The 7,156-nt window shown below is 60.4% G+C and carries 6 protein-coding genes; 4 read left to right on the forward strand and 2 right to left on the reverse strand.

Annotated features, from left to right (window positions below; translation table 11 throughout):
• Window positions 1-70: 70 nt before the first annotated feature.
• On the reverse strand, window positions 71-1,129 hold the full coding sequence (locus RDN59_RS10640; RefSeq protein WP_071407345.1) for a Cj0069 family protein: 1,059 nt from the start codon (window positions 1,127-1,129) through the stop codon (window positions 71-73).
• A 289-nt stretch (window positions 1,130-1,418) separates the two neighbouring features.
• Here RDN59_RS10640 and RDN59_RS10645 point away from each other — a divergent pair, with 289 nt between their 5' ends.
• The 4 genes from RDN59_RS10645 (at window position 1,419) to RDN59_RS10660 (ending at window position 6,066) form a co-directional block, all read left to right on the forward strand.
• Complete coding sequence (locus RDN59_RS10645; RefSeq protein ID WP_308607815.1) at window positions 1,419-2,279, forward strand: sulfurtransferase; 861 nt, start codon at window positions 1,419-1,421, stop codon at window positions 2,277-2,279.
• Window positions 2,280-2,420: 141 nt separating this feature from the next.
• Window positions 2,421-4,193 (forward strand): biotin carboxylase N-terminal domain-containing protein, encoded by a 1,773-nt coding sequence (locus RDN59_RS10650; protein ID WP_308607816.1) that lies wholly within the window; start codon window positions 2,421-2,423, stop codon window positions 4,191-4,193.
• 11 nt (window positions 4,194-4,204) lie between these two features.
• A complete protein-coding gene (locus tag RDN59_RS10655; protein ID WP_308607817.1) occupies window positions 4,205-4,762 on the forward strand; it encodes a GNAT family N-acetyltransferase in 558 nt (185 codons plus the stop codon).
• Window positions 4,763-4,842: 80 nt separating this feature from the next.
• Window positions 4,843-6,066, forward strand: a complete 1,224-nt coding sequence (locus RDN59_RS10660; RefSeq protein ID WP_308607818.1) for an ATP-binding protein — start codon at window positions 4,843-4,845, stop codon at window positions 6,064-6,066.
• Between the two features lie 62 nt (window positions 6,067-6,128).
• On the opposite strand, the gene RDN59_RS10665 is transcribed toward RDN59_RS10660, so the two are convergent.
• Window positions 6,129-7,156, reverse strand: a 1,028-nt coding sequence (locus RDN59_RS10665; protein WP_308607819.1) for a biotin/lipoyl-containing protein, incomplete at its 5' end; no start/stop codon positions are given.

The following is a 7,156-nucleotide window of genomic DNA, read 5'->3' on the forward strand; positions in this document are numbered from 1 at the left end:
ACAGTTCCCCCGCCACAGGCGGGGGAACTGTCACAAGCTTGTGCTCAAAAGCTAGTGCACAGCAACGCGCTTAGGCGTGCTTGGCCTCCACGCGCTTGATGGCCTCAGCAGCCACCTTCTCCTGAATGCCCATGTCCAGCTCAGAGGTGAAGCCCACGCAGGAGCAGTTGATCTCACCGAGGACGTAGGTGTCCTCACCGTTCTCGCCGTCAGCCAGCATGAAGTCTGCGGTCCAGATCAGCGGGATGTTGTCGCCACCGAGCTTCTCAGCGATGACCGGGCGAACGTCAGCGAACATGTCGACCAGCTCCTGCCACTCCTCCGGCTTCTGGTAGGTGTACTTGGCACCAGAGAACAGGGTGGCTGAGAAGGCATCGCCACCCTCAGCCGGTTTCTTGTGCACCACGAAGACCGGGTCCGGGCCCACGAGAAGAATACGGATCTCACCCTCAACAATGCGCGGCATGAAGCGCATGTCCACGAGCATGCCGTTGTCACCCACGATGTACTGGTCGCAGAAGTCCATGAACTCACCGAGCTCGCGCTCCTCAGTGTGGTTGTCCACAGCCTCGGTGCACTTGATCTTGGTATCGAGCGGCAGTGCGGTGCCCGGTTCGACAGACTCGGCCAGTTTCTCGTCGGCAAGGCGCACGCGCCAAATGCCGGAGCCGGTGGAACCGCGGTTCTGCTTGAGCACGCGCTCGCCGTAGGACAGCGAGGTCGGGAAGGTCTTGTGGAAGGACTCGACGTCGTAGTAAGCGGCGGTGTCAGCCGGAACCAGGTCCGTGTCATTGAGCTTGACCAGGGCGTCTTTGGCACCGTAGGCCATCATCTCGTACGGGGTAGACATGCCGACCAGTCCGGCCTCGGACAGTTTGGTGAGCAGATCGAAGTAGCCCTTCTCACCGCCTGGAATGTTGCCCGGGTTCACGCGAGAGATGTAAGCATCGAAGTTCTCAGATACGTACTCGAAGAGCTTCTCAGACCACTCAGGGCGGTAGAACACGACCTCGGCGTGCCAACCTGCATCCTTGATGCAGTCGACGATCGGCATGGTGTCCTTACGGTGTCCGTTGATCTGCTTATCGGATCCGCCCTCAACCTCGAAGACGACGATTGCTTTGTGCACAGTGATTCCCTTCCACTAGGGGGTTAGTGAGTGTCACTTCTTAAAATAACCCAGGTTGGACCCTCGCGCTCACCCAGAAAAGCACCCCCGAAAAGGAATAAAATGCAAGCGTACCGCAGTTTTTGGCCGCTGACCTGCAGACTTGTTATAACCAGTGAACGTGCAGCAGCGCTAACCGCAGAAGAAATGTATCCAACACCACAAATATGCCTCCCCCGTGACCACATGTCCGCCCAGCACGCTAGAGTTGAACCGAACGTCCCCCCTCAACGAGAAAGGCAGGTGGACCGTGGCCGAATTCGACCCGAATCCCCCTTTCCAGGAATACGCGCACCCCGAGCGTCTCGTGTCCGCACCGTGGCTTTCCGCGCGACTGGGCATCAACGGCCTCCACGTCATCGAGGTTGATGAGGACTCACTCCTCTACGACATCGGCCACATCCCCACTGCGATCCGCATCAACGTCCAAACTGAGCTGCTCGACAGCACAACGAGGGACATCATCAGCGCAGAGGACTTCACCGCACTCCTCCGCTCCAAGGGTATTGAGCGCGACGATACCGTCGTCCTCTACGGCGACAAGTCCAACTGGTGGGCCGCTTTCGCGCTCTGGGTCTTCGAGCTCTATGGCCACGAGGACGTGCGGCTTCTCGACGGTGGACGGGACGCCTGGATGTCCGAAGAACGCGACACCTCCTTCATGGTCCCAGAGCCTTCTGCATCCTCCTACCCGGAGGTTTCCCGCGAGGAATCCTCACGCATTTTCGTCGACGAGCTGCGTGACTCCTTAGCCACGGTGGTGGACACCCGCAGCCCAGAGGAGTTCTGTGGCGAGGCCGCCCACCAGACCGGAGCCGGCGAGTCCGCCTACGGCACCACGATGACCCACGGCCACATTCCCGGTGCCATCAACCTCGAATGGGATCGCGCGATTTACCCGAACGGCTGCTTCCGCGCGCTGAGCGAACTGAAGGTCAACTACGGCGAGCTCGAGCCAGCAACGGAGACCGTCCTCTACTCCCACGTCGGAGCCCAGGCCGCGCACACCTGGTTCGTCCTCAAGTATCTACTCGGATTCGAGGCGCCACGCGTCTACGACGGCTCGTGGGCAGAATGGGGCAACATGGTTCGCATGCCCGTTGAGCGCTAGCAACACGCCGAAATAAGCCCGCATCCGCGCTGGTGCGGGTTTATTTTTTGACACGAAACCAAGATGTGAAGGTATCCTCATGTTTTGGTGTGCAAGAATAGTACGCAGTCCTATCACAAATCATGGAGGAGGGTTCCTGCCGTGGCAGTTGAAACCAAGAACATCACCAAGGTCCTCGTGGCCAACCGCGGTGAGATTGCGGTCCGCGTTATCCGCGCGGCTCGCGACGCCAACATTGCATCCGTAGCGGTCTACGCCGAGCCCGATGCCGATGCCCCATTCGTCACGCTTGCCGACGAAGCCTTTGCACTCGGCGGCCAGACTTCCGCCGAGTCATACCTCGACTTCAGCAAGATTCTCGACGCCGCCTCCAAATCCGGCGCCGACGCCATCCACCCCGGCTACGGCTTCCTCTCCGAGAACGCCGATTTTGCTCAGGCCGTCATCGACGCCGGCCTGATCTGGATCGGCCCATCCCCGGCATCCATCGCGGAACTGGGTGACAAGGTCACCGCCCGCCACATCGCCGAGCGCGCTGACGCTCCTATGGCACCGGGCACCAAGGATCCCGTTGCCAGCGCAGAAGAAGTCGAAGCCTTCGCCGATGAGCACGGCCTCCCCGTTGCCATCAAGGCCGCCTTCGGCGGCGGTGGCCGCGGCATGAAGGTCGCGCACACCCGCGAGGAGATCAAGGATCTCTTCGAGTCCGCCACCCGCGAGGCCGTTACCGCTTTCGGCCGCGGAGAGTGCTTCGTCGAGCGCTACCTGGATAAGGCCCGCCACGTCGAGGCTCAGGTCCTCGCCGACCAGCACGGCAACGTCGTCGTCATGGGCACCCGTGACTGCTCCCTACAGCGCCGCTTCCAGAAGCTCGTCGAGGAGGCCCCTGCTCCCTTCCTTACCGATGAGCAGCGCGCCTCCATCCACGAGTCGGCCAAGCGCATCTGCCGCGAGGCGGGATACTACGGCGCAGGCACCGTGGAATACCTCGTTGGTTCTGACGGACTCATTTCCTTCCTCGAGGTCAACACCCGTCTCCAGGTGGAGCATCCCGTCACCGAGGAGACCACCGGCTTCGACCTGGTGCGTGAGCAGTTCCGCATTGCTGAGGGCCGCGAGCTCTCCATCTCCGAGGATCCGGCCCCGCGCGGCCACGCCATTGAGTTCCGCATCAACGGCGAGGACGCCGCTGCAGGCTTCATGCCGGCCCCCGGAACCGTCGTCACCTACTCCGAGCCTTCCGGTCCGGGCGTGCGCATGGATTCCGGTGTGCGCCAAGGATCCATTATCGGCGGCCAGTTCGACTCCATGCTGGCCAAGCTCATCGTGTGGGGCCCGGACCGCGCCACCGCCATCGCGCGCGCACGCCGCGCCCTGGCCGAGTACCGTATCGAGGGCCTGCCCACGGTTATCCCCTTCCACCAGGCCATCCTCACCGATCCCGCCTTCGTCGCCGAAGACGGCAACTTCACGGTCTACACCAAGTGGATCGAGGAAGAGTGGGTTAACGAGCTCTCCGCATACGTCGACCCCGCCGAAGCACCCGAGGACGAAGAACAGGAGGCTGCCCAGAAGTTCGTCGTCGAGGTGGGCGGCCGCCGTATCGAGGTGGCCCTGCCGGGCAACCTGCTCTTGGGCGGAGGCAGCAAGCGCAAGAAGTCGAAGAAGCGTCGTGGCAAGGGGGCGTCGGCAAGCGTGTCCGGTGACACCGTGACCGCGCCGATGCAGGGCAGCGTCATCAAGGTCGCCGTCGAGGAAGGCCAGGAAGTGGAAGAGGGCGAGGTCGTCGTCGTCCTCGAGGCCATGAAGATGGAGAACCCCGTCAAGGCCCATAAGTCCGGCACCGTGACCGACCTCAAGGTATCCACCGGCACGCAGATCAACAAAGGCGAGCCGATTCTGGAGATCAAGTAGCCTCGGAAGGCATGAGCGTTAACGATTCTGAGTTCGGCGTACGGTTGGCCAAGGAGCACGACCGTACCTACCTCTCCCGCCTCCTTTTCCTCGCCGATGTCCTCGGTGACGAGGACGCCCATATCGGGGATTTCCACACGCCTGATGTGGGGATGTACGTCGATGAATGGTCTCCCCATGTCGATGGCGGCGTCATCGCCGTGTCCAGCCACCGGGTCCCCGTCGGTGGTGCGTGGCTGCGCTACTACACCACTGAAACGAAGGGTGCTGCCTACGCAGGCAACCCCGAAGCGGATCCTTTTGATGAGTCCCAGTGGGCCACAGACCTCGATCCAGAGGAGATCCCCGAGCTCTTCATTGCTGTGGAGTCCCGCTACAGGGGCCTAGGCGCTGGACGACGCCTCCTGCGCAACGCCTGCGACCTCGCCGAGGCGCAGGAAGCCCCGGCCATTTCGCTGTGGATTGAGCCGGAGAACACTGGCGCCCGCAAGCTGTATGAATCCGAGGGCTTCGTCGACATCGACGTCCCGGGCCGTCCGGATGCCCACGTGATGCTCAAGCGTTTCTAGCAGCACAAGTCCGCAAAGGGTGTCGACTATACTCGACGCTTTCTCGATTTCCCCTAGAAGTGTCGACTATACTCGACACCATGGCTGGCCTCATTCCTCGCCCAAATTATCTTGCAAAATTGCACGCGATCGAGGATCGTGACCTTGTGCGTATAGTCACGGGTGTGCGTCGCTGCGGAAAGTCCGCATTGCTTTCCTTATATCGACAGGATCTCCTCAACTCGGGAGTGCCTGCTACAGACATTCTCGTCATTAATTTTGAGGACGCACGTAATGATCGGCTCCGTGAGCCGCATGCCTTCCATTCTTTCGTCGAGGAAGCCCTAGACCAAGGGCTTCGCTATCTCCATGTCGACGAAGTGCAAGAGCTCGAAGACTGGGCAAGAATCATTAACTCGTTAAGGCTCAATGATGATCTCGAAATCACTCTCACTGGTTCGAATGCCTCTATGTTTGCTGACGAATCCCTTACATTTCTTGCCGGCCGCTACATAGAGCTTCGAATGCTCCCCTTGTCATTAAGCGAGTTCACTGCCTTCACCCATCGTGAAAAGTCATCGCCAACGATCCCGACTGCCGAAGACTTTTCGGCGTGGATGCGAATCGGCGGGTTCCCTGCAAGTGTGCTGGCAAACGATGTCGGAGTTGCCTCAGATTTCAATCGTGCGCTTTTCGATTCGATTTTTACCCGAGACATCGCTCTTCGTGGCCAAATCCGTGATACATCGACGTTCCTACGTCTTGCTCAATTCATCTTCGATAATTCTGGTTCAGAGCTATCCACCCGCCGAATCCGCGGAGTTCTTAAAGCAGATGGATACGCTAGCTCCTCTGAAACCATCGATCGCTACCTCGAGTTGATGGAGGACGCCCACCTGCTATACCGCTGTCGCAGCCGTGATACTAAGGGAAAACAATGGCTGAGAAGCAACGGTAAGTACTACTTCGTAGATCCAGGATTACGTAATGCCGTACTTGGTTCCCGTGATTTCAACTTGGGCCACGACCTTGAGAATATGGTGTTTCTCGAGCTTCTTCGCCGAGACTATGAGGTGTCCACTGGCTCAGTCCCAGACGGGGAAATAGATTTCATCGCAACTCGTGGGGATGACACTTTTTACGTGCAGGTAGCTTACGCCACCTCAGAACCTTCTACACTGGAACGAGAATTAGCCCCGTTCGCGCATACCCCGGCTGGCTCACGCTGCATACTCATCACGCTAGACCGATTTCCACCGCCGACAGGCCACGTCCATTGGGTCGATGGCCTTGCGTTCCTGGCCGGACAAGACCTAGCCCCTTAAATACAGAAAGTAAACCCTCCTGCTTGGATGTTCTATCTAAGCAGGAGGGTTCAGCGGTTTTTCTAGTTGATGACGGCGATGAGGTCGCCGCCCTCTACCTTGGTGGCGGCGCCAATGGCGACGCGCTCGATGGTGCCATCCTTTGTGGCGGAGATGGAGGCTTCCATCTTCATGGCCTCGATGACAGCGATCTGGTCGCCGGCCTTGACCTCGTCACCCGGCTTGGCGGTCGGGTTCACCACGCCGGCAAACGGTGCGGCCACGTGGCCATCGTTGGACGGGTCAGCCTTCTCCACGGTGGCGACGGTGGACTCCACGTTGTTGTCACGCACCTTGAGCGGGCGGATCTGGCCGTTGACGTTGAGCACCACGTTACGGATACCCTTCTCGTCCGGCTCACCCATCGCGTCAAGACGCAAGGTGATGGGCTTGAGGTCTGCGCGGTCGTTGGAGCCCTCCGGGAAGTGGTGAACAATGTAGTCCTTGCCCTCTTCCAGACCGTAGAAGAAGACGGTATCCGTCAGCGCCTCGGTATTGCCGTAGGTGCGGCGGAACTCGTTGAACTCCTCGAACTGCTTCGGGAAGAGCAGGCGGTTGAGGGAAGCACGGCGCTCGGTGGAATCGTCCGAAGTCAGGTGCGCCTTCTCTTCTTCCGGCACGGGCTTGACGGCGACGTCGCCAGGCGCGCGGCCTTCCAGGACCTTGTCGCGCAGCGGCGGCCAGCCACCCGGAGGCGTACCAAGCTCACCGCGTAGGAAGGCGATGACGGAATCCGGGATGTCGTACTTGGTCGGGTCGGCCTCAAAGTCAGCCGGGTCCACGCCAGCGCCCACGAGGTGCAGAGCAAGGTCACCGACCACCTTGGAGGACGGGGTCACCTTGGTCGGGCGGCCAAGCATCTCGTTCACCGCAGCGTAGGTGTCCTCGATGATTTCGAAGCGGTCCTCCAAGCCCAGCGCGGTAGCCTGCGCGCGCAGGTTGGACAGCTGGCCGCCCGGAATCTCGTGGCGGTAGACACGGCCGGTCGGTCCAGGAATACCCTTCTCGAACGGCTGGTAGAGCTGGCGCACGGCCTCCCAGTAGGGCTCCA

This window comes from uncultured Corynebacterium sp., assembly GCF_902489365.1.
In the GTDB taxonomy this organism is placed as follows: domain Bacteria; phylum Actinomycetota; class Actinomycetes; order Mycobacteriales; family Mycobacteriaceae; genus Corynebacterium.

What these genes read in the sequence shown, in the direction of transcription:
- RDN59_RS10655 (WP_308607817.1), top strand. Translation starts at nt 4,205, where the DNA reads ATGAGCGTTAACGATTCTGAGTTCGGCGTACGGTTGGCCAAGGAGCAC.
- RDN59_RS10660 (WP_308607818.1), top strand. Translation starts at nt 4,843, where the DNA reads ATGGCTGGCCTCATTCCTCGCCCAAATTATCTTGCAAAATTGCACGCG.